This window comes from Aristaeella lactis, assembly GCF_018118585.1.
Taxonomy (GTDB): domain Bacteria; phylum Bacillota; class Clostridia; order Christensenellales; family Aristaeellaceae; genus Aristaeella; species Aristaeella lactis.
On the sequence record NZ_CP069421.1, the window covers coordinates 568346 to 594338 of the forward strand.

Sequence of the window (25993 nt, forward strand, 5' to 3'; positions counted from 1 at the left end):
AGGGTACCCGGAAAGGAGGCTGCAGGTCATGCTGTGTCCGAGATGCGGATATTACGCGGAAAACGAGGAAAACGTCTGTCCGGAATGCGGAGAGATTATTTTGACGACCGCGGAAGTTCTTCCGGGAGGGGCTGAAGCGATCCGGCAGGGGAAGCGGGCCAGGCAGGCCATCCATGACGCGGCCGCCAGGCAGAACATAGAAGCCAAAAGGCGCCGCCGCAGCGGGGCAAGCCACGCGACAGTGGAAATGCCGGTTGTGAAGGATGAGCGGGAAGAATCTGACTATTTCCCTGATTACACTGTGTCGGACGGCTCTGAGGGAGAAGAAGACGGAGACGGTGTCTTTGAACGCCGGCGCCGCGCGGTATATGACGAAAACGAAGCCCTGGAGGAACAGGCCAGGGTTTATACCCAGTGGATTGAACAGAACAAAGGGAAAAAGCGGAAAATGGTGAACTGGATCAAGATCTCCATTCTCCTGACCGCGGCAGCTATTGTTCTCGTTGTCGGCGGATACCTTTTCCTGAAAAAAACAGATTCCGGACAGCGGGTGATGGCGCGTATCGGTAAGGAAGCGACTTCTTCCGCTTTATGGAATGTCGGCGAAGAACTGATGAATGCCGGCGACCTGGACGGAGCCATTGAAAGCTTTGAAAAGGCCAAGGCACAGGATCTGGCAGATGAGGAAGGCCATGTGGACGTGGACGGCCTCCTGATGCTCGGAAGCGTTTATGAAGCTGCCGGCAGAACGGCAGACGCGGCGAAGCTTTATGAAGAGATTTATACAGAAACACCCTCCCGTCCGGAAGCGTATATTAACCATATCCGGATCCTGCTGAACAGCGGTGTCAAAGGAGACAAGGCAAAAGCCGGCGACCTGATGAAAAAGGCCTATGAGAATACCGGTGAGACCAGTTTCGATACCCAGCGGCGGGACCTGCTGCCGGAAATGCCCGAGCTGACCGCAGGCTCTCAGTATTCGGAAAAGAAGATCGAGATCAACTTTAAAAAATCCTCGCAGGAATACCAGATCTACTACACATTTGACGAAGAAGCCAAGCTGCCTGCTGACGGTATTCTCTTTACAGAACCCTTCTATATCGATGAGAAGGATCCTGACCCGACATGGAACCTGAGGGCGGTAGCGGTGAACGGTGAACTGGTTTCGGATGAAATATCGGCCACCTACAAGATCATCATGCCCTCTCCGCAGATGCCCCGGTGCAACCTGGCACCCGGAACCTACAAAAACAGGCAGAAGGTCAAACTGTTCCCCGGCAAGGACAATGAAAACGATGATGATATCAAGATCTTCTACAGTGTTGACGGATCCGATCCGTCCAACGGCGACAACCCGCAGTATACCGGCGAACCGGTTCTGCTGCCAAGCGGGCATAAGGTAACTATCAAGGCAGTTGCTGTAAACCGGTATGACAAGGTATCCAGTGTGCTGGAAGTCAGTTTCAAGATCGACGCGAAACCTTATCCGCTGAAGGCATGGGATATTACCGAGACAATCAATGACCTGGAACTGAACAAAACGACCCTGCAGGCATTCCAGGCTGCCTATGGCGAAGGCAAGGACGCGGATATCAAGCAGGGGATCAACGGTTTTAAAACAGAACTGCGGAAGATTGAGTATCCCTGGGGATACGTCGTGATGACCCTTGACCGGCGGAACTGGGTGCTGGTGGAGCTGCGCTTCCATGACGGATCCACGTTTAAGGCGCCTCGTGGAACCGGCATAGGCGATCCGATGGACTTTGTCATCGGCAAGTTCAGGGATATGGGCCAGGTAGCCACTGCCAAGGGAAACCGGGGACTGTACTGCCTTGATAACGGATCAGACGGGAAATACCTGAAGAAGGCCAACGCTATCCGCTACAGGATCCGTAAAGACGGCACATGGTACCAGCTTGAATATCACCTGGACAGCTCCGGAACTGTTGAAGAGATCGTATACCGTTACATTCCGGAATAAAAGAGTTTACCGAAGGGACACACTGACAAGATGCGGGTTGTAGACATTCATGCCCATGTATTTCCGGATTCCATAGCAGCGAAAGCCTCCGAAAGCATAGGCGTATTCTATCATATGGAGGCAATCCATAACGGCACCGTCAGCCAGCTCCTTGAAACACACAGGAAAGCCGGAATCAGCCACGGATGCATTCACTCTGTGGCGGTCACACCGCATTCGGTTGATTCCATCAACCGGTTTATTGCGGACACAGCGCGGGCAAACCCTGACAAACTGTCCGGTTTCGGCGCCATTCATCCGGGATATGAAGATATTCCAGACCTGATACAGGAGGCAAAGAAACAGGGACTGAAAGGCCTGAAAATCCACCCGGACATGCAGAAGTTCGCTCTGGACAGTCCGGAAGCCATGAACATGTTTGCCGCTGTTGAAGGCGAACTTCCGATCATCATACACACAGGGGATCCCCGTTTCGGGTATTCCAATCCGCGACGGATGAAGCAGGTACTGGATGCTTTTCCGAAGCTGGTCTGCGTATGCGCACATCTGGGCGGATGGAGCGAATGGGACGAAGCCCTGGAAACACTAACCAGTTATGAGAATGTTTATGTGGATACATCCAGCGCCCTGTACGCGATGAGCCCGGAAGAGGCAAAAAGGATCATCCGCTGCTACAGCAGGGAACGGGTGCTCTTCGGTACGGATTATCCCATGTGGAATCCGGCGGAGGAACTGGAACGGTTCCACAGGCTTCAGCTGACTGATGAGGAAGAGGAAAGAATCCTGTACCGTAATGCAGAAAAACTGCTCAATATCAATGCAAAATGATTTTTCAAAAAAAATGACGCGGGATGATCCCGCGTCATTTGTGTTTATTTGAAAAGTGTGCAGCCCATGGCTTTGAAATAGGCTATTTTCTGCCTCAGAATATCTTCCGACAGCCCGTAATGATCCGCAAGGCACCGCAGGCAGTAGAATTTATCCGCACCGCGGTTGACAAGCTTCCGGGTCAGGGCGATCTCATCCTTCAGCAGGACAGCGCTGCACCGGATGCAACGTGCCTGATCAGCCACGGGAGGGCACCAGGGAACACAGATAGATACGCATATCGTGTCCGGGAACAGTCGGATTGAAATAGTCTGATTTCCGACCGAGGTCTTCACCGGTAAAGGCATCACGCACCTGCAGGGAGAAACCGGAGGAAACAGGCAGACCCAGGTCTACCAGTTCGCAGTGCATGCAGGTCTCCGCCTCTGACAGATTGACAAAAGCCAGAGCAAACTCACCGCCGGAAAGATGACGGAACAGGGTGAAGAACGAGTCCGGAATCTCCCGCCAGGGATATTCACCCTCTTTCGGTTCCGGGTTGGAGGTAAAGACAGAACCCCGCCGGATAAGGAAAGGCGGACGGCATTCCTCATCCTGGTCGATCCGCAGGAGGTCACGGTTTTGCATGAGGCTGACATACTCCGGCGCAAGGGAACGGAGATCCGCGCCCATCATCAGCGGAACACCGCACAGGCACCAGAGGGCAAACTGCATGCGGTATTCCTCATAGGTGCAGACCTTTCCAAAGCCAACGTTTCCCTTGCCGCACATACCGACGGTAAGCATATCCATATCGTTGAAACAGTCTGTTCCGCTCATGCACAGGTTCTGCAGCTGAGATTTGAAGATATCCGTGAAGGAAACATAGTTATCCATGATGTCGCCGGTGGAACGGTACATATGGGCACCGCGGCTGCGCATCCATTTCCAGGGATCATGGCGTCCCCAGTTGCATGCAGAGAAAAGGATGTCGCGGCCGGAAGCCTTCAGGGCCATGGACATGGTCTGATACCGGGCCAGGCAGTCACCGGATTCCGGGAAGTTACAGAAGTCATACTTCAGGAAATCCACGCCCCAGGAAGCGAAGGTTTGCGCGTCCACAAACTCATGATCGTAGCTGGAGGGATATCCGGCACAGGTCATGACACCTGCACAGGAATACATACCGAACTTCAGGCCTTTTGAATGGACATAATCCGCCAGGTCCTTCATACCGTGAGGGAACTTTTCAGGGTCGGGAACCAGGAGACCGTTTTCATCCCGGTCCCGAAGGGACCAGCAGTCATCAATGACAAGATAGTTATAACCGGCAGCAAGCCATCCTTTGTCAACCATGAAGTCGGCCATTTCACGAATCAGGGCATCGCTGATGTGTTCACCAAAGGTATTCCAGGAATTCCAGCCAAGAGGGGGAAGAGAGGCAAGCATAGCCATATGCTCCTTTCTGGTTGATCAGTGATTCCGGATTCATTATAATGATTCCCTTTATAAAAGTAAACGTTTACGAGCAGGTTAATTTTTTTCGCGTAATAGTTCTTTCCGGATCAGAACGGCGGTTCGATAACAAAGGACCTGCCGTCAAGAGCCGGAAGACGGCCATCTGTATCAAGCTTCAGAGAAACCGCGCACAGCTTCAGGCTGCGGGCTTTTTCACGGCGGTTGAACTCCCTGTCACCGTAGAGGTCGTCACCGAGCAGGGGATGGCCAAGGGCAGCCAGATGGGCTCTGATCTGATGGGTACGACCGGTGATCAGATGAACCCGGAGACGGGAAACGGGACCGCTTTCCAGGGTTTCATAACCGGTGATGATCGGCTTGGCATCAGGTTCGGGACGATCGGTTACGCGGACTTTTGCGCGGCGGGCATCCTTGACCAGCCAGGCACGGCACTCGGCCTTTTGCGGCTTCATGATCCCCCGGACCAGGCAGATATAATACTTTTCCAGTTTACGCTGACGAAAAACATCCTGCAGAATATCCAGGACTTCAGGTGTCTTCGCAAACAGGCAGAGGCCGCAGGTTTTATTATCCAGACGATGACAGGCGGCAGGGGGAAAAGCATCCGGATCATGGCGCCGGACAAATTCCCGGCAGAGATCCGTGAGGGTAACACCGCCGCGGGCATCCGGTTCCACACTGATGCCGGCGCGCTTGTTGACAAGCAGCACGTCATCATCCTCATAGACAACAGAAAGGGAAGAAACGGGTGTATCATTTCCGGAAACAGAATCCGGCAGATAGATCTTCAGGCAGCTGCCTTCCGTCAGCCGGTCATTCCGTGAAATACGCACCCCGTCCAGTTTGATATCCCGGGCATCGAAGACACGGCGAAGAACGCTTTCCGGAAGATCCGGGAGCGCGGTACGCAGGTAGTCACCGGCACGAAGTCCATCTGCCTGCGGGGGAACGGTCATTTCCTTCAACACCATATTACTGTACCCGGGAAGTGCTCAGATTAATCCACCGGGGGATCCGGACGCTCAGGTCCATGAGGGCTGTAAGCATTTCCGGAGTAGGCCGGCAGATCAGCATCGAGGAGAGAACTTCCGTCATGTCCTTCAGGGAAACATCCTGCTTGGCAAGGATGATCAGGTCTTCCACAGCATCTTCGGAAGAGATTTCAGGCCGTGTCACATCATCCAGCAGGCAGACAAGACGCTCATAAAGAGGAGATTCCAGATCGCCGAGACTGGCGGAAGCACTGTTGAGCGACTGGGGATCCATTTCCGCGTGGGTGATCCCCATCAGTTTTTCCGGTTCTGCCAGGCCGGGATGAATCAGGAGCAGACCGCCGGAACGGTCATAGACATAATCAAAACCGGAAAGAAGAAAACGGTTAATCAGCTCGGGATGGTCTTCGCAGGGGGTGCCTTTCAGCTGCTGTGCCAGATGACGCATTGGACCGGCAGCGGGAGAAGCTCCCATCAGGTAAAGGGTATCCTCAATGGACTGGCTGAACAGAGAGATCAGCTCACGCATTTCCTTATGCTTTTCATCAGTGAGGAGAAGAAGGGCGGCCGCGCATAACTGATGGGGCAGAAGAAACTTCGATTTTTCCGCGGTGCCTTCCACACGTCCCCAGAGACGGCGGACCAGTCCACGGGCGGGGATCAGGTCATTCCAGTCGCTGAGGGGTACAACGCCGCCAAGCAGAACAGCACGGACCATCAGGACATGCTCATCAACGGAAAGAAGGGCAGCTTCCTTTGAGAAAAGATGAAGCACACGGGACCGGAGTTCTTCGGCTGTATGCAGGACCGGACTGCCGGCATTCCGGCGGTCTTCCTCTGCATAGTAGGAAAGGGCATAAAGGGTTTCTGCTTCCTGATCGGAACATTCCGGATCAAAAACGCAATGGGAAGGAAGGCCTGCGAGATCTTTCTCGCAGGCCTCCAGCTGATCTGCCCGCAGAACACTCAGGGTTTTGTCAACCCAGTGAAGGGCGCGGGTGTTGCTTTGTCTTAGCATTAAGGATGTTTTTCCTTTCGGTTTACAGTTTCACGACCCAGTCGAATTTATCTTCGATCCTGCCGTACTGAATGCCGGTCAGGGTGTCATACAGGCTTTGGGCTACTTTGCCGATGCCGCCGTCCCCGATGGTGATCTTCTCATCCTTCAGGGCCAGGGTGCCGACAGGGCTGATGACAGCGGCTGTACCGGTGCCGAAGGCTTCGGTCAGCTTGCCGGATTTGGCGTCAGCGAAAATCTCATTGATATCCAGGCGGGCTTCCTCAGCTTCATAGCCCATGGTACGGGCAAGCTTCAGTACGCTGTCCCGGGTGATACCGGGCAGGATGGAACCGTTCAGCCTGGGGGTAACAATCTTGTTGCCATAGGCGAACATCATATTCATGGAGCCAACTTCCTCAACGTATTTCTGCTCCACACCGTCCAGCCACAGCACCTGGGAAAAACCCTTCTGCTCGGCTACGTCACCGGCCAGGATGGAAGCCGCGTAGTTGCCGGCGCACTTGGTGAAACCAACACCGCCGCGGACCGCACGGACGTATTCATCCTCAACGTAGATGCTGACGGGCTTCAGGCCTTCTTTATAGTAGGCACCGACGGGGCTCAGGATGATGAAGAACAGATACTTTTTGGAAGCGTGCACACCCAGGCCGACATCCATGGAGATCATGGTGGGGCGAATGTAAAGGGAAGTGCCGTCCAGATGCGGAACCCATGCTTCCTCAATACGGACCAGCTGTTTCAGGCCTTCCAGGGCGGTTTCCTCATCCAGGGCGGGCATGCCCATGCGCTCGGCGCTGCGGGTCATACGGGCGAGGTTGTCCTGGGGACGGAAGAGCTGCAGGCCGCCGTCAGCACGGCGGTAGCATTTGGTACCTTCAAAAATGGCCTGGCCGTAATGGAGCACCATGGCGGCAGGATCCATCGCGAAATCACCATAGGGAACGATGCGGGCATCATGCCAGCCCACGCCTTTTTCATAGTCCATCAGGAACATATGATCGGTGAAAATACGACCGAAACCGAGGGCGGATTCATCCGCGGGCTTCTGTTTGAGGTTCTGAGAGAGTGTGACTTTGATGTCCAGCATTGGCGGTTCCTTCTTTCCCGATAAAATTCATGGATGTATTATACGCCCGGGATGATTGAAATGCATGGTCTTTTTCTGTACTGATTACAATTCATCCAGGATATCTTCCAGGGGAATCGGGAAGATGAGCAGCTCCGCGTTATCCGGAACCTCCTCATAGACATCCTCTGGCTGGAGATAAAAGACCGGATCCCCGTTTTCATCCAGGTAGAAATTTTCCTCAGGGAAGAAAAACCCGGCAAGATAGTCTTCTGTGAGGCCGGCGTAGTCAATTCCCGCTTCATTTTCCTCAATCATATTCCAGACCATTTCGCGAATGAGCTTATCCGCTTTCTCGGTCTGACGGTTCTGGAGCCATTCCTCGCTTTCATCGGCGGAGAGGATGCCCAGCACCTTGGGAAGTGTATAGGTCATACCGGGGCTTCCGTTTTTCCGCGAAAAGACATGGCCATTCCAGGAAATCCTTGTGATATCCGGATTGGTTTCTTCCCTGCGGATCAGGACGGAGAAATAATCATCATTGTTACAGGTGACTGTATAAGTGATCACGGTGGAGGAATCAAAACCTTCGAAGGCTTCCTGGATGATCGGTACGGTGAAGCCGAGGTCATACTCGATCAGTTCCGTGTAGAAGGTGTTGATTTCAGCACCGCCTTCTGCAGCTTCATCCGGGTGGGGATAGCGGTAGCTGTAAGAAAAGGTTCCGGAGGAAGCATCCGCTTCATCATAGGGGATGACCAGGTCTTCCGCATAGTCATCAAGCAGCGGCAGGGGCTCAGCCAGCGCGGAGGCGGAAGCCAGGAACAGGACCAGGAATAAAGCCAGAATACGCTTCATGGATCATGACTCCTTATTATTTATCATCATGGACATATCTTGCGGTCAGCACGGGCATGCTGTTGTAGGAGGAAGTAACGTCCGCATAGATCCGGTAGTAGTGACCGATTTCAAGATGCTTGCTCATAGCGCGCGGAATCTCAACCACCACAGGCTGGGATTTTCCGTCTTCACTGGTATAGATCACCACACGCTGCGGCTTGGATTCTTCCTCGTGATCAACGGTGCCCATTATGACATAGATCTGGCCGTTCTTGATCCGGGCCGGCATGTTGTTCAGCAGTTCACTGTAACCAGCGGCATCCAGGCCCCAGGCCTTTGGTGAGTAAATGCTCTCATTGGGAAGATAATACACTTCGTGGTTTACCGTAACGCTTCTTCCCTCATGGGTCGCGTTGATGGTGATGGTGTTATAACCGATCTTATCGAAGACGGCGTAGAAGTAGAAGTTGCCGGATTTGTCCATGTCTGTGGTGTTCAGGTCCGTATGGGGGGTGGAGATGGTGACGTAGGCACCGGGTTCGGTCTGGGCACTGACCTTCATATGGTCTTCGTTTGTGGTACTGATAGTATTCGGCGCCAGGTCCAGTACAAGATCCTGTTTTTCACGATAGAGTACAACCTTGAGTGTCTGCTCACGGCAGTACCTGGAACGGACGGCGAAAATGAATTCATTATCACCGATGGGTTGCACAATCGCATTGTAGTTCATTTCACCTGTTTCGTTGTTAACCTTATCGCTCTCGTCCTTGTTGTTGACGAAAACCCTGGAACCGGGACGAACCCTGAGTCGAATGGCTGACATGGTTGTTGAAACCGTGGTACGCAGGGATTCGGGATATTCAAGGGTAACCGGGCTGAGGGGAATGGTGATCTGGTAGGTGACAAGCGGGAGCGGAGACTGTCTTCCGGCGGAGGTTTTCAGGAAGGGCGTCAGCGTGACATCCATAGTCTCATCCAGGGCACCTTCCAGGTTGTCATACCACGTATGGTCCACCACCTCGATGGTGGCGAAGCCGTTTGTGACCACATAACTGGAGTGGAGCTCCTTGATATAAATGGTGGTTCCTTCCTCGCCGGGGATCAGGATCGTATGGGCGGGAAAACCGTCTTCATCGAACGAGGCGGAAATGATGGCATCGTGATTGATGGCGGGCTCGCTTCCGGCAGAAAGATACTGATATCCGAACCATCCGGCGGCACCGATGACAGCCAGGATGGCCAGGACCAGCAGGATCTTGAGGAAAATATGTTTCTTTTCCGCCGGCTGCGCGATATTTTTGCCCAGGGGGCCGGCAAGATGCCAGGAACCGGTGCCCTGGGAGTAGCCGCCGACAGGAATAGGATCGTAGGTCCTGCTTTCGGCAAAAACGCCGTTTTCATTCATGAAGCGAACCCTGTGCCTGTTTTCGGATTCCTCACGGCGAAGGGATTCATCCCGGATGGTCGGCTGTACCCGGACTGCTGTCAGGGGCATATTGTCATGAGTCACCTTGCGGGTGCGGGACGTGGTTTCCTCGGTAACGATCACTTCCGGCGCTGTACGGGACGAGGACTGGCGGGAAAGGCGGCTCTGGCGCTCGGCACCTTCACGCTTGCGCTTCTTCAGGTCCTGCATTTCACCGGCAAGCTTGTCCCGGTTGTCCGGGGTCGCGTCCACCTGGCCGAATTCATCGGCGCGCAGATATGCCGTGGAAGGACCGCCGTCCTTCAGCGTGTCCTTCCATTGCAGACGTGATACTTCGTCAATATTCAGCGGCGCGCCGCATTTGATACAGTGGGGCATGGAAGCGCGGTTCCACTGCCCGCATTCAGGACATTTCATTGCATGCTCCTATTGATCGTTGTCAGAAGTCCAGATCATCATCATCAGCGACAAGGAAGCTGTTCTGGAGGTAGTCGTACATCTGCTCACGGCAGTAGGGCCAGTTGACTTCCTGGGTGGCCATACCGGCATAGTGATGGGAACGGACAGCGCCTTCCATGGGGATACGCAGTTCCTCAATGGTGCACTGGCGCAGGGAGAAGGCGTATTCGGCTGCCTGAATCATGTCATCCAGGTTCATGTTGGTCTTGTTGTTGTTCTCCAGGATATTGTTGGCGAGGGCCTTGGCGTCTTCCCAGGTCATGGTGCGGCATTTGTCTGCCAGCAGGCTCAGCACTGTCCGGGCACGCTGGGTACGCATGAAGTCACCGCCGCCGCCGAATTTGCGGATACGCATGTATAGAACCGCGGAGCAGCCGCCGGTGCGCTTGACCACTTTGGAGGCGTCATCCTTCTGGTTGGCTTCGGTTACCCTGTTCTGCTTTTCCGCCCACTCGGTTGTCTTGAAGGTGTAGACACCGGCAGGATGATGGCCGCCGGACTGCAGGTCATGACCATTGGGGTCGGTGACGGTTCCGCGGAGAACAGTGTATTTGAGGGCAGCGATTTCGGCTTCGTTCAGTTCGATCTCCACGCCGCCGAGATAGTCCACAATATTCGCGATCTGCTTGAAGGTGAAGAGAATGTACTTTTCGACCCTCACGCCGATGTGCTGGCTGATGATCCGGCACAGGACCTCGGGTCCGTAGTCATTGTATACGCGGTTAATCCTGCCGTATTTATCCTCTCCGGAGGATTCCTCCAGATTGGTTTTCTTGATCAGCGCGTCACGGATGAAAGAGGTCAGCATGATACGGTGGGCACGGGTATCCAGGGTGAGCAGGACGATACCGTCTGTATTACCGTACATGTCCTTACGGCCGCCGGTGGCGTATTTGGGAACGCCGATCCCGTCCGGACGGGCATCCCTGACCCACTGGTCGATACAAAGCAGAAGATAATGATGCTGCCCTTCCACCACGGGAGGAAGCTCATCATAAGGAACAACTTCAATGCTCAGCGGTGTGTTTTCATCCACATGCTGTTTGACCCACTCTTCCGGGGAGAGCGTGACAGACGGTTCGGCCGGCGCCGTATTTTCCGCGAAAACCGGGATCAGCGGGAGCAGTGTGAGCACAAGGATCAAAGCAAAGAGTTTCCGCATGGATGAATACACTCCTTCAGGTAAAAATGAAAGATCAACAATCATTATACTATAGAAATGTAAATATTTAAAGTAGAAATGCTTATTTTCGAAAAACATCTGAAACATTTTCGAAAAGAAAGTCAAAACTTTTCTTTTTATTGCTTCAATGATATAATCAACAGGCTGGTGAACCGCGCTGAACGGCTTTCCGGACTAAAGAGATGAAAGACTGAATGCAATGGATTATGATGTGCTGATCATCGGGGCAGGCCCGGGAGGCATTTTTACAGCTTATGAACTGACGGAAAAGGCGGAAAAACCGCTGAAAGCCGCTGTGTTTGAGTTGGGCAGGGAACTGAGCAAACGCAAATGCCCTATCGACGGGGAAAAAGTCAAATCTTGCGTACGCTGCAAGACCTGCTCGATCATGAGCGGCTTTGGCGGCGCAGGCGCCTTCTCCGACGGCAAATACAACATCACCAACGATTTCGGCGGAAGCCTGCATGAACACGTGGGCAAGGGCCGGGCGCTGGATCTGATGCGCTATGTGGATGAGATCAACCTGAAATACGGTGGGGAGGGGACTAAACTTTACTCCACCGCAAACACCTCCATCCGCAAAACCTGCCTGCAGAACGGCCTGCACCTGCTGGACGCGCAGGTGCGCCATCTGGGAACCGATATTAACTATGTGGTTCTGGACAACCTGTACAATGAGCTGAAGGAGAAGGTGGACTTCTTCTTTGAAACAGCTGTGGCGTCCGTTACCCGGGAGGGAGAAGGATACCGGGTTACCCTGGAAGACGGAAAAAGCTATACGGCACCGTGCTGCGTAATTTCCGTCGGACGGAGCGGCAGCAAGTGGATGGAAGGCGTATGCCGGGATATGGGCATTCCCACCAAGAGCAACCGCGTGGATATCGGCGTGCGGGTGGAACTGCCTGCCCAGGTATTCAGCCACCTGACGGATGAACTGTATGAAAGCAAGATCGTGTACCGGACAGAGAAGTTTGAGGATCTGGTCAGGACCTTCTGCATGAATCCGCACGGCGCTGTTGTCAGCGAGAACACCAACGGAATCGTGACGGTGAACGGACACAGCTATGAGGATCCGGCCAAGCATACGGACAATACCAATTTCGCACTGCTGGTCAGCAAACATTTCTCCGAGCCCTTCAAGGATTCCAATGGCTACGGTGAGTCCATCGCCCGGCTGAGCAACATGCTGGGCGGCGGCGTTATCGTACAGCGCTTCGGAGATCTGGTGCGGGGGCGGAGAAGCACGCCCGGCAGGATCGCTGATTCCTTTGTGACGCCCACCCTGGCGGCAACGCCCGGCGATCTGAGCCTGGTGATCCCGAAACGGATCCTGGACGGCATTATTGAAATGATCTACGCCCTGGACAAGATCGCACCCGGTACGGCGAATGACGATACCCTGCTGTACGGTGTTGAGGTCAAGTTCTACAACATGGAAGTCGAACTGGATGAGAACCTGGAGACAGCCTATCCGGGCCTGTATGTGATCGGCGACGGCAGCGGCGTGACGCACAGCCTGTCCCACGCCAGCGCCAGCGGAGTACATGTGGCGAGGAGAATATTGCAGAATCTTTGAGGATTATGCAATATTCTCCAGTGAAATGTTGACTTCGTAAACGAAGTCAACGTGAAATATTTGACTGCGTCAAATGTGAAATATTGAACGATCGAAACCGCGGCCGGCAAAGCGTAAACGCTTCCAGCCGCGGTTTTTCCGTTCAATGTGAAATATTGAGCAAAAGCCATCGGAAAAGCTAAAGCTTTCGATGGCTTTTTATGCTCAATGTGATAGTTACTCCTGACCAGTGACCGTAAGTTGTTTACTTCTGCCGGGGTGTGTAGTCAGAGACGGAGGTTATAAGGAAACGAGTTTTTCTGTGAAAGGGAGCGTGTCGGGAAGGCGGCAGCACTGGGCCCAGAGGCACCAGGCGGCCAGGTCGGCCGGGTCAGCGGTGTTTTTCCATTCCGCGAAGGAAGAAATGACAGGAATGGAAAGGGATTTCCAGAGGGAAGTCATTTCCGGGTTTTTCCGGAGACCGAGCAGAAGCGCGTGATCCGGAAGGGGCAAGGTGTCCAGCTTTTCCTTTGTGAGCCCCAGAAGGGCACAGGCGCAAAGACGGCTGATGCGGGCCGCAGGATAGCGTCTGCCGGAAAGGGCAGAGATCAGTTCACGGCGGGTGTTCGAAACGGAAGCGGCATTGCGAAGCGCGTTTTCCATTCCTTCAGAGAGATCCGGAAGGGAACTGTATTCCGTGTCGGACATGGAACGCAGGCGGGAAAGCAGGAGGCTGTCCAGAATATGTTCGTCCGGAATCCGGCCTTCCAGGAAACGGGAGCGAAGGATCTGCATGGTGTATTCCGGTACAGCCTGATAAGCAGGGGTGTAGCTGCCCTGAAGCAGGTATTCCCGAAGGGCTGAAGCAGAGGGGGATTCCGGATCGACCGCCGCGGCATGATAATTCCCCTTGCGGGGTATGATGACGGAAGAAAGGGAAAGGTTCAGGCGGCGAACCGCCCGGAGATAACAGACAGCCAGCGTGTTGTTGGGACGGTCCAGAAGACCGTTCGCTTCCGGAAGCACGGAAGAAAGCGCGGCGGAGAAAGCGGCGGGATAGCCGATGCCTGCTGACAGACCCTCTTTCAGCGCGGCTTCAAAAGCCGGGGGCGGGGATTCCAGCAGATCAGCGGCGCGGCCCAGAAGCGCTTCATCCGGAGTTTCCGCGCCGAAAGCCAGGTGGGTCGCACCCAGCCGGGCCAGCAGGGATACAGCGCCAAGGGCATAATGCTCCGCGTCCCGGACAGTCCAGGCTGCCGGCAGGGAGAAGACAGCATCCGCGCCGGCTTCCAGCGCGCAGCGAGCCCGGTCAGAGGGAGAAAGAAGCGACAGCTCTCCGCGCTGTTTGACACAGGGAGAGAGAACGACAAAGACCAGATCAGGCGAGAGGAGGCGCTTTGCCTCCGTGATATGATACAGGTGTCCGCGGTGGAAAGGATCGTATTCAGCCACGATGCCGAGAATCTTCACGCGAAACACCCCTTTCAGTCAATTAACAATGAACAATTAACAATGAACAATTGGAATTTCAATGCTTATAACAGTTTGAGTGTAGCATTTTAGGTCTTTATTTTCAAGCAAAAGAGGAGTATAATTATTTGTAGCATTTTATTAAGAGAAGGAGTTCGAAACGAAATGAAAATTCTGGTTGTGAACGCAGGGTCCTCTTCCCTGAAATATCAGCTGATCGACATGGACGGCGAGAAAGAGCTGGCCAAAGGACTGGTTGAGCGGATCGGTATTGAAGGCAGCAAGCTGAAGCACAGCGCCGGAGACAAAAAGACCGAGATCGTGCAGGCAATTCCGGACCATGAAGCCGCTGCCCAGCTGATGCTCAAGATTCTCCAGGATCCGGAGTTCGGCGTCATCAAGAGCACTGACGAGATCGGCGCTGTTGGCCACCGGGTACTGCACGGCGGCAGCGCGTTCACGGCTTCCGTTATTGTGAACGACGCGGCCAAACAGGCCATCCGGGACTGCTTCCCGCTGGGACCGCTGCATAACCCCGCCAACCTCATGGGTATTGAAGCCTGCGAAAAGGTCATGAAGGGAACGCCCCAGGTTGCCGTGTTCGACACCGCGTTCCATCAGACCATGCCCCCGAAGGCCTATATGTACGGCGTTCCGAAGATGTATGAGGAAAAGCTGCATGTCCGCCGCTACGGCTTCCACGGCACCAGTCACCGCTATGTGAGCCGCCGGGTGTGCGAGTTCCTGGGTATCAGCCCCATCGGCAAGAAGATCATCATCTGCCACCTGGGCAACGGTTCCAGCCTGAGCGCCGTGATGGATGGCAAGTGCCAGGATACATCCATGGGCCTGACGCCTCTGGAAGGCCTGCTGATGGGCACCCGCTGCGGCAGCTGCGATCCCGCTGTGGTACAGTTCATTGCCAACAATCCCCTGAACGATGACGGCACGCCTGTGGGCCATCCGATCAGCGTGGATGAAGTGCTGACGATGATGAACAAGAAGAGCGGCCTGCTGGGCATCAGCGGCAAGAGCAGTGACTGCCGGGATATTGACGACCTGGCCAGCAAGGGAGATCCGAACGCCAAACTGGCGCAGGATATGCTGATCTACGGCATCAAGAAGTACATCGGTTCCTACGCGGCAGCCATGGGCGGAGTGGACATCATCGTGTTCACAGCCGGTATCGGCGAGAACAACGCTGACCTGCGTGCACAGGTGATCGACGGCCTGGAATTCATGGGCGCGAAGATCGATCCCGAAAAGAACAAGACCCGCAAGGAAGCCGTAATCTCCGCGGATGACAGCAAAGTGACCGTGTGCGTGATCCCCACAAACGAGGAGATCATGATCGCACGCGACACGCTGGACCTGGTTACCACCGGAAAAGTACGGGATAATTAATTCAGAATTCAGAATTCAGAATTCAGAATTATGTTATGAAGAATGAGCGCTGTTTTTCCTCCCGTTTCGCCGGAGGAAAAAACGGCGGGTGAAGCGGGAGAAAAACAGGCGCAAATTCTTTGTTGACAAACGTTTTGCATCGAATTATAATACCAAATGGTCACTTTTGAGGTGAGGACATGAAGCTTGACGTATCGGATGCTTTATCCCATCCCGGACAGGAGTACCTTTTCTCGGGTTCGCAGGCCATTGCGGACCAGGAGATAGGCGGCGACACAGTCAGGATTGACGAGTGTGCCGTGGAGGGTGTTTTCCTGTCAGATGAAGACGGAAACATTTCGGTGAGAGGCAAGCTCAGGACCGTTGCCCATGCTCCCTGCGCCAACTGCCTGGAGGACGCGCAAGCCGAAGTCGAAAACGAATTCGACGAGGTGTTCCGCAGGAACGGCGATATGGAGGATAATGAGATCTTTGCCTATGAAGGGCATGAGATCGAACTGGACAAACTGGTTATGTCATACGCCGTCATGGCTCTGCCGATCCGCTTTCTCTGCAGAGAGGATTGTCCGGGCTTTGAATACAGGGACCCGGAAGCAGTTCCTTCCGAACCGGGCGTACAATATCCGTTCGCAGGACTGCAGCAATTGCTTCAAGACAATGAGGAGGTGTGAATCATGGCTCTTCCGAAGGGGAAAATCTCTAAGGCTCGCAAGCACAGCCGCCGCGCCAACTGGAAGCTCACACTGCCGGGAATCGGCAAGTGCCCGCAGTGCGGTCAGATGAAGCTGTCTCATCGCGTGTGCAAGAATTGCGGTTATTATAACGGCGTCCAGGTCGTCGTCAATAAGGACGAAGAGAAGAACGCCTGATTGTCGACTGCATTTTTGGCCAAGGATTAAAGAATCGCAGCTCCGCCCATCAGGGTTGGAGCTGTTTCTTCTATTTACCGGAGAGGGAGGATTACCATGGAAAAGAAAATGAGCGGCGCTGATATGGCGACCCGGTTCAATCCCCAGGAGATCGAAGCGGACATTTATAAAGCATGGGAAGAATCCGGCGCGTTTACCGCGCACAGGGTTGAGGGAAAGAAACCCTTTACCATCGTCATGCCTCCGCCCAACATTACCGGCCAGCTGCATATGGGCCATGCCATGGACTGCATCATGCAGGATGCCCCGATCCGGTACCACCGGATGAAGGGTGATCCTACCCTGTGGCTGCCCGGTACGGACCATGCCGCGATTGCCACGGAAGTGAAGATTGTGGAAGCCATGGCGAAGGAAGGCCTGACCAAAGAGGGGATCGGCCGTGAAGCTTTCCTGGAGCGGGCCTGGAACTGGAAGAAGGAATACGGCGGCCGTATCGTGCACCAGCAGCGGAAGATGGGTATCAGCTGCGACTGGACGCGGGAACGGTTCACCATGGATGAAGGCTGCAGCCGTGCTGTACGCGAAATGTTTGTCAGCCTGTATGAAAAGGGACTGATCTACCGCGGCAACCGGATGATCAACTGGTGTCCTGCCTGCCAGAGCGCCATCAGCGACGCAGAAGTGGTATACAAAGATGTGCCGAGCCATCTGTGGCATATCCGCTACCCCGGTGCTGACGGAAGCGAAGGCGTTGTGGTGGCCACCACCCGTCCCGAGACCATGCTGGGCGATACCGGCGTGGCTGTGAACCCTGCCGATGAGCGGTATACCGACCTGGTGGGCAAGAACGTGATCCTGCCTATTATGAACAAAGAGATTCCCGTGGTCGCGGATGACTATGTGGAAATGGAATTCGGCACCGGCGCGGTGAAGATGACCCCTGCCCACGACCCGAACGACTTTGAAGTCGCCCAGCGGCATAACCTGGAGATTATCACAGTGACCAATGACGATGGCACCATGAATGAAAACGCCGGACGTTTCGCCGGCATGGATCCCATGGAATGCCGGAAGGCTGTTGTGGAAGAACTGGACAAGCTGGGCCTGCTGGTAAAGATCGAGGACTACAGCCATAATGTAGGCTTCTGCTACCGCCACGGGGATACCCCTGTGGAACCCCGGCTGAGTGAACAGTGGTTCGTGAAGATGAAGACCCTGGCTGAGCCGGCTATCGCCGCGGTGAGGGAAGGCCGGACGAAGTTTGTGCCGGAACGGTTCAGCAAGATGTACTATAACTGGATGGAGAACATCCGTGACTGGTGCATCAGCCGCCAGCTGTGGTGGGGCCACCGGATCCCCGTGTGGTACTGTGATGACTGCGGTGAACAGATTGTGAGCCGGGAAGATCCCACTGTCTGCCCGAAGTGCGGCGGCAAGCTGCGCCAGGATGAAGACGTGCTGGACACCTGGTTCTCCTCCGCCCTTTGGCCTTTCTCCACACTGGGCTGGCCGGACAACACCGAAGACCTGAAGTACTTCTATCCCACCAACATGCTGGTGACGGGTTGGGATATCATCACTTTCTGGGTATCCAGGATGATGGTTGCCGGTATCGAATGCATGGATGAGACGCCCTTTGAAACTGTGCTGATCCACGGACTGGTCCGGGATGAGCAGGGCCGGAAGATGTCTAAATCCCTGGGCAACGGTGTGGATCCGCTGGAAGTGATTGAGGAATACGGCGCCGACGCGCTGCGCTTCAGCCTGGTGATGGGCGTGAGCCCCGGAAATGACACCCGCTACAGCAAGGACAAGGTGGAGGCTGCCCGGAACTTTGCCAACAAGGTCTGGAATGCCAGCCGGTTCGTGCTGATGAACGTGACGGAGCGGAAGGCCTTTGATCTGGCAAAGCTGGAGACAGCCGACAAATGGATCCTGACCCGGCTGCAGGAAGCTGTGAAGGATATTTCTGACCACATGGAGGAAGGCGACTTCGGTCTGGCTGCCACAAAGATCTATGACTTCGCCTGGAGCGAGTTCTGCGACTGGTATATTGAACTGAGCAAGTCCCGCCTGCTGGGTGAAGAAGGGGAGAGCAAAGAAACGGTGAAGGCCGTTCTGCTCTTCGTGCTGGAGAACCTGCTGAAGCTGCTGCATCCCTATATGCCCTTCCTGACGGAACAGGTTTACAAGTACCTGCCCGGAACTGAAGGCTTCCTGATGCTCCAGAGCTGGCCGGAATACAAAGAAGAGTATGTGTTCACGGCGGATGAGGAAAAGATGCAGGGCGTGATGGAGATCATCCGCACGATCCGCAACCTGCGCAGCGAGATGAACGTGGCGCCTTCCAAGCGCACGCACCTCATGCTGCTGCCTGCCGACGGATGGGCTGATACCCTGCGCGGCGGCGAGGGCTATTTCAAAAAGCTGGCCGGAGCGGAACAGGTTGAACTGATCTCAGACCGCAGTGATGCAACCGGAAAGAACGTTTCCGCTGTTGTGGAAGCCGGTGAGCTTTTCATCCCGCTGGGAGACCTGGTGGACTTTGAAAAGGAAACCGCGCGCCTGACCAAGGAACTGGAAAACCTGAAGAAGGAAATGGCCCGTTCCAACGGTATGCTGAACAATGCCGGCTTTATCGCCAAGGCTCCCGCCCAGCTGGTCCAGCAGGAAAAGGATAAGCTGGAAGCTGCCAAGGCAAAGGCTGCCGCACTGGAGAACCGTATCGCGGAACTGAAAGAGAATCTATGAGAACTGCCGAAGAGGTTGTAAATGAAATCCACTCCGCCCTGGGGGACGGAGACAAGCAGGGGCTGCGGAATACCGCAGCCCTGCTTGAGGCTTTACAGGCATGGCCGGTATGCCCGGTGATCCATGTGGCCGGAACCAACGGCAAGGGCAGTGTATGCGCCATGCTGAGCAGCGTGCTGACAGCTGCCGGATACAAGGTAGGACTGTATACGTCTCCCTTTCTGCAGACCTACCGGGAACGGATCCGGATCAACGGAATCCCGATCAGCGATGTACAGCTGGAACAATACGGAAACAGGACGCTGGACGCGGCGGAAAAGCTGAAACAGGACTGGAATTATCACTGTACGCCTTTTGAACTGGGAACAGCGCTGGCTTTCCATACTTTCCGGAGAGAGAGAGCAGACATTATCGTTTCCGAAACCGGTATGGGCGGACGGCTTGACCCGACCAACGCGGTTCCGGAACCGGCTGTCTGTGCCATTACGGCTATCGGAATGGATCATATGCAGTACCTGGGCAATACACTGCGGGAGATTGCCGGTGAGAAAGCCGGGATTATCAAACCCGGTGTTCCTGTTGTCTGCTATCCGCCGGAAGAGACTGAAGTCCGGAATGTGCTGAAACAGAAAGCACGCCAGTCCGAAGCGCCCCTGATCATTCCGGAAAAGGGCCAGATCAGGATCCGGGAGATCAATGCCCGGTATACCATCGCTGATTTCCGGACTGCCCGCAGGCAATATGACGGACTGAAGATCTCCCTGCCGGGAGAGCACCAGACGCTGAACGCGCTGGTGGCTCTCTGCATCCTGGATGAACTGGAAAAACAGGGAATCCGGATTCCGGAGGAGGCTGTTGCCAGCGGACTAGGGAATACCTTCTGGCCGGGGCGGCTGGAATGGTGCGGCAATATACTGATGGACGGCGCCCATAACGCGCAGGGAATCGCCGCTTTCCGCCGCTATGTTGATGAACAGCTGGAAGGCCGGAAAAAGGTGCTCCTGACGGGTGTGCTGAAGGAAAAACTGTCTGAGGAAATGCTTTCCGGACTGGCATCCGTTTCGGATACAGCGGTGACGGTGACACCGGACAGCCCCCGGGCGATGGAAGCGGAAGAACTTGCAGGTTTACTCCGCGGGAAGGGAATGGACGCCCGCACGGCGAAAAATCTGGAAGAGGGGCTGGAAAAAGCCAGGGACCTGGCCGGGAAAGACGGACTGGTACTGGCCACCGGAAGCCTGTACTTTATCGGGGCGATGAGGAGTGCCTTAGGCCTTAAGCCTTAAGCCTAAGGCTTAAGGCAATGCAGAATTCAGAATTATTTTGGTTAGGGCGGACTGAAGAGTTGCCAAACACTGAAGGTGTTTGGCAAAAGAGAGGAAGAGACAAGTGGAGTTTCGGCATGAACCGGTGCTGCTGCAGGAAGTACTGCAGTGGATGAATGTCCGGCCGGACGGCGTATACTGCGACGGAACCCTGGGCGGCGGCGGACACAGCGAAGCGATCCTGAAAGCTTCCGGCGGCACCGCTGTGCTGTACGGAATCGACCGGGACGAAACTGCCATCCGTGCCGCTTCGGAACGGCTGAAAGCGTACCCGGGATTCACGGCACTGCACGGTAATTTCCATGATGCCGCGGACCTGCTCGCACAGGCCGGTGCCGGTCCGCTGGACGGCGTGCTGCTTGACCTTGGCGTGTCCAGTCCCCAGCTGGACGTGGCGGAACGCGGATTCAGCTATCATGAGGACGCGCCGCTGGATATGCGGATGGACCGGAGCCGGGGCATCACGGCCGCGGATCTGTTGAATACAGCGGACGAACGGGAACTGACTTCTATTATCCGGGACTACGGAGAAGAAAAATGGGCGGCCAGGATTGCCCGGATCATCTGTGAACACCGGACACAGAAGCCCTTTGAAACCACCTTTGACCTGGTTCACGCTGTGGACGCGGCGATCCCGAAAGCTGTGAGGCGGAAAGAAGACGGACATCCGGCCCGCCGCACCTTCCAGGCGATCCGCATCGCGGTCAACGATGAACTGAAGCCGCTGGAACAGGCGCTGAAGGACCTGACTGACTGCCTGAAGCCCGGCGGCAGGATCTGCGTGATCACATTCCATTCCCTGGAGGACCGGATTGTGAAACGCTGCTTCAAGACACTGGAAAACCCCTGCATCTGCCCGCCGAAGGCACCGATCTGCACCTGCGGACGGAAACCTGTGGTTAAAGTACTGGCCGGAGGCGCCGTGGCGCCGACAGAAGAGGAAACAGAGCGGAATCCGCGGGCACGGAGCGCCAAACTCCGGGTGGCTGAGAAGAGAAATACGGAGGCATAAACGTGGCGATTCTGTATGTTGTGGCAACGCCAATCGGTAATCTGCAGGACCTTTCGCCCCGGGCAGCGGATACGCTCCGGAACGCTGACCTGATCATTGCCGAAGATACACGGGTAACCATGAAACTGTGCCAGGTTTTTGACCTGAAGGCAAAGCTTGTCAGCTGTCACAGGCATAATGAGGACAGCAAGGCAGCCGGACTGGCCGGAAAGATCCTGGAAGAGGATCTGACCGCGGCGCTGGTGACAGATGCGGGCACGCCCTGCATTTCCGATCCGGGATGTGAGGTGGTCAGGGAATGCGCGGAAGCAGGTATCCCTGTGATCCCGGTGCCCGGATGCTGTGCAGGGATCGCGGCGGTTTCCATCAGCGGATTCGACGCGAGGGAATTTGCTTTTTACGGTTTCCTGCCGCGGGAGAAAAAGGATATCAAAGTGAAGCTGGAAGAGATCGCCCGGGGTGTAAAGATCGCGATCCTGCATGAATCTCCGTTCCGGATCATCGAACTGACGGAGATCATCCGGGATACGCTGCCGGAGGCCAAACTGACGGTCTGCTGCGACCTGACCAAGCTGCATGAAAAGACGCTGCGGGGAACTCCGGATGAAGTGCTTACAGCCCTGAAGGCCAATGAGAAGACGGAAAAAGGCGAGTACTGCGTGGTGCTGGATCTTCACGGGGTTTCCCTTCCGGAACCGGAAACAGAGGCGGCTGAATGGCCGCCGGAAGCGAAGCTTGTTGAATTCATGAAACAGGGAATGAGCCTCCGGGAGGCACAGGATGCCCTGATCGCAAAGGGAGAAAAAAAGAACGCGGTCAAACAGGCGGCACTCACCCTGAAAAAGCTGTTCGAAGATTAAGGCTTCGAAAAGATTTCCGATATAAAAAGATCACCGTCCTGATGGACGGTGATCTTTTTATATCGGTTTTGAATCAGTTTCCGTTCAGCTGGACGAAAACATCGGCCAGGTCCGCACGGCTGACAACCGCGTCCGGAGTATCCGTGGAGAATCCGGCACCAAGGGCTGTAAGGATATCACAGAACAGGTCTTCATGCAGTTCAGCATTCAGATCCTGGTCAGCGGAAACCAGACCATACTGCACCAGCGTTTCCTTGCAGGCTTCCGGATCGTTGGATCCGCCGCCGATCAGCATATACAGACCGCCGAGGAAGTCACCCACAGTGGCGGGTTCATCCGGCGTGAAGAGGCCTTCGTCCTTGGGCAGCATCATGCCGCTGGTAAACGCGGCATAGATGGCGTCATGATGTTCATGATCTTCCGCTACATCGGAGAAGGAAACCTGGGACAGGTCCTCGGTGTGGAAGGGATTTTGGATGGCATCATACATATCCTCGTTGGCCTGCAGGGTGCCGATAGGTCCGACGGTACCGCGGCATCCCTTTTCCATCAGGAGAGCATAGACCGAGGCGGCAGCCTTCACGCTCTCAGGCGTTACGCTCTTGCAGGCACGCATCTTCTGCACTTTGTCATCCTCCGGCACGCGGTGCAGGACATCGGTCATGGCAGCCACAGCGCCGGCCAGTTCACCGGCGGGCTTTGCCAGCTCTGAATAAACATTCATGATATAGCCGTCAATCTGATCCTGCGTCAGCTCCAGGGCCGCCATTTTTTCCGGAATGGAATCGTAAAGGTCAAAGGTCGCTTTGACATTGGGGTCTCTGTAGGAGATGAGGTACATGGCATCATCGTCAGCACCGCAGAAAACGGAGTAAGCGCCCATCTGGTCCCGCAGGACAGGGATAAGCAGCTGGTCCGAAACCAGGGAAGCGATCACATTGAGGGCATAATCCGGCTCGATTCCGATCTGGTTATAGGCGGCGCAATTCAGATTAAACTGGATGTTGCCGTCGACGGAAATACCTTCCCTGACCGGAGGGACCGGCAGGTCATAGACCGGGCATTCACGCTCTTCGGAATTGATATCTGCGAAGAAGGAATCCACCAGAGGCGCGTTTGCCGCTATGGAAGCTTCATTGCCGGCAAAGGTGGCCACAGCGCCGCTGCGGTTGGCCAGGAAAGACTGGACATTCTGCAGGCGGGCAACCACCTTTTCAGGCTCTGAAGCCATCTGCTGCTCCAGCTCTTCCAGGAAAGCGTAATAGGCAGTATAGTTCAGGTAATCATAATACCTTAACCGGGGACTGCCGACACCTTCCTGACGGGCATAAAGCGCTAAATAAGGCGTACTTGCGATGGTGTTGCGCACATAGGATTTCTGGGCTGTGATCCGTTCGGAAAGCGTCTGGATGTCCGTAAACTGTGTATGGAACAGGACTTCTTTCATCAGGTCATAACCGGCGGCCAGGTCATCATCCAGCGCGATCCACTCCGCAATCAGGTAGGAACGGACATCATCCTTTTCCGGAGTGCTGAAGGAATCCACACCAATGGTGCGTCCCATCAGATAGCGCCCCATGAGGACGGCAAGCTCTTCCTTGCTGTGAGCATCAGTATCCAGCTGGCCCATCAGACGGGTGAACAAACGCAGGTAATGGATGTCTTCCTGGGGAAGGGTACGGGCGTCAAAGTACAGATCTGCTTTGCCAACGCCGTCCACACCGGCTACAGCGGTCATGCGGCGGACGCCGTCCGCACCGGTTTCATCGGTGATCTGATACTGACGGATTTCCTCGGGCAGGTCAGCAACGGAAACCGGGGTAAGGGCGGCGATCATTTCGCCGTTGTCATCTTCCTCTTCTTCGGCATGGGTGGCATCAATGACTGCCTGCTTTTCTTCTTCCGTCATACCGGCCTTGATCTCCGCCAGCCTGTCGGCAAGGGCAGCGTCCTGTTTTTCCTTCAGGCCGGGTTCGGGATAGGTGGTGGTCAGTGTATACAGCTCGGGATCCACATACCAGTCGGAGATGGCGGCGGTGAGCAGGCCTTTGGCGTTCTCATCCATGATATTGGCCTGGTCTTCTGTGGATTCGGCATAATCGAAGGGGTTGCCGGTGACCGCATAGTCATACGCAAAGTTCGCCATGACAGTATCGACCGGATTGCCGTTTTCCAGCGCCAGTTTGCTGTTCAGCAGCTGGGTGGTCACGATGGAATCCAGCTGAACCGGATCAAAGCCGTCCTGCGCGATCTGTTTCAGGGAGTCATTGACCACGGTACGGAAAGCTTCGGCATCTTCTGCATTGACATTGGTTGCCTCAAAGACAAGGGCGTCATCGGGGGCTGCAAGCTCGCGGCCGCAGGAGAAGGAACCGGCGGGGAAGGCTTTCTTCAGGTTCTGCATGAGCAGGGATCCTTCGTTGCCCAGAAGCTCCCAAACGTGGTCCACAGCACGCTGCTGCGCTTTATTGTCCTTCAGACCGGGGCAGATGATATAGTAGTAGATCACGGACTGATTGACCGTATCGGTACCCTCAGCGACAGCGTAGGGAACACTGGTGACAACGGGCTCAGTGATCCGCGTATAGCCGCTGTCGGTGAAGGAGAATTCCTTCTTCTCATAGGGACTGAAGGCTTCGTCCAGCAGCTTCAGGAACGCAGTGTAATCCTCAAAGGAACCGTACAGGAGGCAGATGCAGTTGGACGGATGATAAAAGGTGTCGTGGTAGTTTTTCAGAGCATCCCAGGTCATGTCCGGGATGGCTTCGGGCTTTCCGCCGTAGTTGTAAGTCAGGGCAGCACCGGGGAAAGTGACCAGGTTGGCATTGTCCATGGCGCTGCTCTCCAGCGTCATGGCGCCGGTCATTTCACTGTAAACGGTGCCGTTCAGCGTCAGGGGGCTGTCCATGTCCTCCATTTCATAACGCCAGGCTTCCGTGCGGTAGATGTCCTCACGTTCCTTGACGATCGGATGCAGGCAGCAGTCTGTATAAAAATCCGCCAGGGCAAGCAGCTGCTCCTCAGAAAGGGACGCGACCGGATAGCTGGTCATGGCGTCCGTGGTATAGGCGTTCATATAAGTCTGGTAAGACTGATAAACCAGATTGAACCACAGGGCGGTACTGGGATATTTCGCAGATCCGGACAGGGTGCTGTGCTCAAACACATGGGGCAGGCCGGTGTTATCGACCGGCCGGGTGGGGAAGGTCAGCTGGAAGGCACGGTTGGTATCCTCATTGGCGATGTAGAGGAGTTTTGCACCGGTCTTCAGGTGCTCAAAAAGCACCAGATCCGCGCCGATCATCTCAAAAGGACGGATCTCTTTGACTTCAAAGCCTTCAACCACATCCCCGACAGAGGGGAGGGCGACAGCTTCAGCGGTTTCAGCCGGGGCAGGCTCTGCCATGGCTGGCAGTACACCGGCCAGCAGGGCAAGGGCAAGGAACAGGGATAACAGTTTTTTCATTTCTTTTCCTCCGAAAATGGTTTAAAA

Annotated in this window: 20 protein-coding genes; 10 read left to right on the forward strand and 10 right to left on the reverse strand. The window is 55.1% G+C overall.

Annotated elements, in window-relative coordinates:
• The first annotated feature begins 28 nt into the window (after window positions 1-28).
• Window positions 29-1981, forward strand: a complete 1953-nt coding sequence (locus JYE50_RS02725; protein ID WP_084094230.1) for a chitobiase/beta-hexosaminidase C-terminal domain-containing protein — start codon at window positions 29-31, stop codon at window positions 1979-1981.
• Between the two features lie 30 nt (window positions 1982-2011).
• Complete coding sequence (locus tag JYE50_RS02730) at window positions 2012-2809, forward strand: amidohydrolase family protein (protein ID WP_084094232.1); 798 nt, start codon at window positions 2012-2014, stop codon at window positions 2807-2809.
• A 44-nt stretch (window positions 2810-2853) separates the two neighbouring features.
• On the opposite strand, the gene JYE50_RS02735 is transcribed toward JYE50_RS02730, so the two are convergent.
• From JYE50_RS02735 to JYE50_RS02770, 8 genes are all read right to left on the reverse strand, one after another.
• The gene (locus tag JYE50_RS02735) at window positions 2854-3054 is read right to left on the reverse strand and encodes a hypothetical protein (protein ID WP_084094234.1); all 201 of its coding nucleotides are present in this window, start codon (window positions 3052-3054) and stop codon (window positions 2854-2856) included.
• Complete coding sequence (locus JYE50_RS02740) at window positions 3047-4243, reverse strand: glycoside hydrolase family 27 protein (RefSeq protein WP_084094236.1); 1197 nt, start codon at window positions 4241-4243, stop codon at window positions 3047-3049. The genes JYE50_RS02735 and JYE50_RS02740 overlap by 8 nt, the downstream gene beginning before the upstream one ends.
• A 110-nt stretch (window positions 4244-4353) precedes the next feature.
• The gene (locus JYE50_RS02745; RefSeq protein WP_179138167.1) at window positions 4354-5223 is read right to left on the reverse strand and encodes an RluA family pseudouridine synthase; all 870 of its coding nucleotides are present in this window, start codon (window positions 5221-5223) and stop codon (window positions 4354-4356) included.
• A gap of 16 nt (window positions 5224-5239) precedes the next feature.
• The gene (locus JYE50_RS02750) at window positions 5240-6277 is read right to left on the reverse strand and encodes a hypothetical protein (protein ID WP_084094240.1); all 1038 of its coding nucleotides are present in this window, start codon (window positions 6275-6277) and stop codon (window positions 5240-5242) included.
• A gap of 22 nt (window positions 6278-6299) precedes the next feature.
• Window positions 6300-7367, reverse strand: a complete 1068-nt coding sequence (locus JYE50_RS02755) for a branched-chain amino acid aminotransferase (RefSeq protein ID WP_084094242.1) — start codon at window positions 7365-7367, stop codon at window positions 6300-6302.
• Between the two features lie 84 nt (window positions 7368-7451).
• Complete coding sequence (locus tag JYE50_RS02760) at window positions 7452-8204, reverse strand: hypothetical protein (protein ID WP_084094244.1); 753 nt, start codon at window positions 8202-8204, stop codon at window positions 7452-7454.
• Between the two features lie 16 nt (window positions 8205-8220).
• Entirely contained in the window at window positions 8221-10029 is a 1809-nt protein-coding gene (locus JYE50_RS02765; protein ID WP_084094246.1) for a zinc ribbon domain-containing protein, read from the reverse strand.
• 22 nt (window positions 10030-10051) lie between these two features.
• Entirely contained in the window at window positions 10052-11233 is a 1182-nt protein-coding gene (locus tag JYE50_RS02770; RefSeq protein WP_179138168.1) for an LCP family protein, read from the reverse strand.
• A gap of 220 nt (window positions 11234-11453) precedes the next feature.
• Here JYE50_RS02770 and JYE50_RS02775 point away from each other — a divergent pair, with 220 nt between their 5' ends.
• A complete protein-coding gene (locus JYE50_RS02775; RefSeq protein WP_084094251.1) occupies window positions 11454-12830 on the forward strand; it encodes an NAD(P)/FAD-dependent oxidoreductase in 1377 nt (458 codons plus the stop codon).
• A gap of 279 nt (window positions 12831-13109) precedes the next feature.
• Here the strand turns inward: JYE50_RS02775 and JYE50_RS02780 are convergent, their stop codons facing one another.
• A complete protein-coding gene (locus tag JYE50_RS02780) occupies window positions 13110-14279 on the reverse strand; it encodes a nucleotidyltransferase family protein (RefSeq protein WP_179138169.1) in 1170 nt (389 codons plus the stop codon).
• Between the two features lie 165 nt (window positions 14280-14444).
• Here JYE50_RS02780 and JYE50_RS02785 point away from each other — a divergent pair, with 165 nt between their 5' ends.
• The 7 genes from JYE50_RS02785 to rsmI all read left to right on the forward strand — a co-directional run bounded on the left by JYE50_RS02785 (window position 14445) and on the right by rsmI (window position 22500).
• Window positions 14445-15683, forward strand: coding sequence for an acetate/propionate family kinase (locus tag JYE50_RS02785; RefSeq protein ID WP_084094255.1), 1239 nt, complete (start codon window positions 14445-14447; stop codon window positions 15681-15683).
• A 179-nt stretch (window positions 15684-15862) separates the two neighbouring features.
• On the forward strand, window positions 15863-16354 hold the full coding sequence (locus JYE50_RS02790) for a YceD family protein (RefSeq protein WP_084094257.1): 492 nt from the start codon (window positions 15863-15865) through the stop codon (window positions 16352-16354).
• 3 nt (window positions 16355-16357) lie between these two features.
• Window positions 16358-16552: a 50S ribosomal protein L32 gene (gene rpmF / locus JYE50_RS02795; protein WP_084094260.1), complete on the forward strand. Its 195-nt coding sequence runs from the start codon at window positions 16358-16360 to the stop codon at window positions 16550-16552.
• Window positions 16553-16660: 108 nt separating this feature from the next.
• Window positions 16661-19303, forward strand: a complete 2643-nt coding sequence (locus JYE50_RS02800) for a valine--tRNA ligase (RefSeq protein ID WP_084094944.1) — start codon at window positions 16661-16663, stop codon at window positions 19301-19303.
• Complete coding sequence (locus JYE50_RS02805) at window positions 19300-20589, forward strand: bifunctional folylpolyglutamate synthase/dihydrofolate synthase (RefSeq protein ID WP_084094262.1); 1290 nt, start codon at window positions 19300-19302, stop codon at window positions 20587-20589. Before JYE50_RS02800 ends, JYE50_RS02805 begins: the two co-directional genes overlap by 4 nt.
• A gap of 103 nt (window positions 20590-20692) precedes the next feature.
• Window positions 20693-21640, forward strand: a complete 948-nt coding sequence (gene rsmH / locus JYE50_RS02810) for a 16S rRNA (cytosine(1402)-N(4))-methyltransferase RsmH (protein ID WP_084094264.1) — start codon at window positions 20693-20695, stop codon at window positions 21638-21640.
• A gap of 2 nt (window positions 21641-21642) precedes the next feature.
• Window positions 21643-22500: a 16S rRNA (cytidine(1402)-2'-O)-methyltransferase gene (gene rsmI, locus JYE50_RS02815; RefSeq protein WP_179138170.1), complete on the forward strand. Its 858-nt coding sequence runs from the start codon at window positions 21643-21645 to the stop codon at window positions 22498-22500.
• A 73-nt stretch (window positions 22501-22573) separates the two neighbouring features.
• On the opposite strand, the gene JYE50_RS02820 is transcribed toward rsmI, so the two are convergent.
• Window positions 22574-25966: an insulinase family protein gene (locus JYE50_RS02820; protein WP_084094268.1), complete on the reverse strand. Its 3393-nt coding sequence runs from the start codon at window positions 25964-25966 to the stop codon at window positions 22574-22576.
• Between the last annotated feature and the right edge of the window lie 27 nt (window positions 25967-25993).